Source organism: Candidatus Thioglobus sp., from assembly GCF_028599055.1.
Classification (GTDB): domain Bacteria; phylum Pseudomonadota; class Gammaproteobacteria; order PS1; family Pseudothioglobaceae; genus Thioglobus_A.
The window spans coordinates 1926-3709 of sequence record NZ_JAQRMS010000114.1; the positions used below are offsets into that span (position 1 = coordinate 1926).

General features: G+C 31.3%; 2 protein-coding genes. Both read right to left on the reverse strand.

The window, feature by feature from the left end; genetic code table 11:
• Positions 1 to 653: type I restriction endonuclease (locus PSN35_RS06505; protein WP_300031111.1), on the reverse strand; the 653-nt coding region annotated here is incomplete at its 3' end.
• Positions 654 to 658: 5 nt separating this feature from the next.
• Positions 659 to 1660, reverse strand: a complete 1002-nt coding sequence (locus PSN35_RS06510; RefSeq protein WP_300031114.1) for a PIN domain-containing protein — start codon at positions 1658 to 1660, stop codon at positions 659 to 661.
• Positions 1661 to 1784: the final 124 nt, after the last annotated feature.

Consider the following 1784-nt stretch of genomic DNA (forward strand, 5'->3'; position numbering starts at 1 on the left):
GGTGCTTTCCAAGAAAGGTAACGAGTAAAAGGAGCTGAAATACTTGATGTTGTTGCGTCTATTCCGTCTGAGATAACACAAAGTGCATTGTAATAAAAAATACTGGGTACTGCCTTTTTGTAATTCTGAATTTGCGTGTAGGCTTTACGCAATGTCGCTTTTTCATCAGAAGCACTTTTAAGTTCAATAAACACTAAAGGCAAACCATTTACAAAAATGACAACATCAAAGCGTTTTTCGTTGTTATTTTCTTTTACAACTAACTGGTTAACGACCCAAAAACTATTATTCTCTGGGTTTTCAACATCTAATAAACTAACGTTAATTCCTTTTGTTCTGCCTTCTTTGGTATATTCTACGGTTACGCCATTAGTGAGCAAAGTATGGAAACGCTCATTGTTTTCCATTATGTCTTCAGTGCCAAGATTAATTACCTTTTGGTAGGCTTCAACTCTTGCAGATTCGGGTAGTGTCGGGTTTAGTTTTTTAAGTGAATTTTTAAAATGCTTTTCTAAAATTACAGAGGTAAAGTTTTCTCTTTGAGGGTTATCGCTAATGGGCGAAATATCTGTGCCATTAAAATAGGAGTAGCCTTGACTAACCAATTGGTCAATTAAGGATTGTTCTATGGTATTTTCGTTTAATGGATTCATAGGCATTATAAAAAGTTCTCCTTTAAAAAATCAGCAACATCATTTTCTACAAGTTCACTTTTAGCTTTGTAGAGTGTGCCTATAAATTCTTTCACATCTTCATCTTCAATAATCCACTTTATTTGCTCATTTGAAAATGATGCATTAAAAATCTTTAAAATATCTTCATCTGAGAAGTAATTGACAAAAGGTAATAATTGTTCGATTGTACTATGGGTTGTTTCAAAATTCCCTGAAAGAACAAGTTGTTCGATATTTGATTTGTAAAGTTCGGGTTTTGATGAACTAACAATTTCGCCTGAATCTTCTTCAACGATATATTCTTCATCTTCAACTTTTATAAACACATTTTTATTGTCATCAATGTTGTGCCAGAAATTCTTTACTTGACTGGCTTCAACTTTAAAGCCCAAATTTTCTTCTAATTTTTCAAGAAAATAACTCCCTTGAAATTGTGCAATCCTATTGTCTAAAAATTCTTGATAAGATTCAATAGCATAGATATTGTCGTGATTATCAAATGCTTTTTTAAACCGTTTATCTTTTACGCACACAAAAACATATTTGTCAGTTATATTTTGCAAGTATTCAAGAATTGTAAAGTAAATATAAGTGTCTTTGAATCCCTTGTCTGTTCCGTCAGATGGTTCAAATGGAGGTAATTTTTCCAACGCCAATCGTTTCATTTCAGGCAAAACATCAAAATTTTCAAGCCTTATTACCTTATAAGAAATAGTTTCTTTATCAATTATCTCTTTAATTTTAGAATCAACTATAACATCATTGGTGTTGTGTTCGATAAGGTTTGGTAATAGCGTTTTAAAAAACTTCTCTTTCTCTTGTTTAAACGACCTTGCGTATTTACTTTTTAATTCTTCTATAACAATTTCAGGAATAACAATATCTGCTACTTCTTCAAACTGTATCAACTCATCTTTATTTCCGAAAAAAGAGGTTGCTTTTTTGTTATAAAGGAAATTGGTATCAAAGATTACTTTTTCTTTCATACTGCATTCTCTTTAAAGTCCTTAACTCGTAACTGTCCACTCATTAACTTTGGTAAGAGGGCATCTCGGGTTTGTTTTAAATATTTTATTTCATTTTTATTAAGAGATATTTTATTTGTTGTAG

Bases quoted from the DNA above. Each gene is read 5' to 3' on its own strand.
- PSN35_RS06510 (WP_300031114.1), bottom strand. From the start codon at position 1,660: ATGAAAGAAAAAGTAATCTTTGATACCAATTTCCTTTATAACAAAAAA.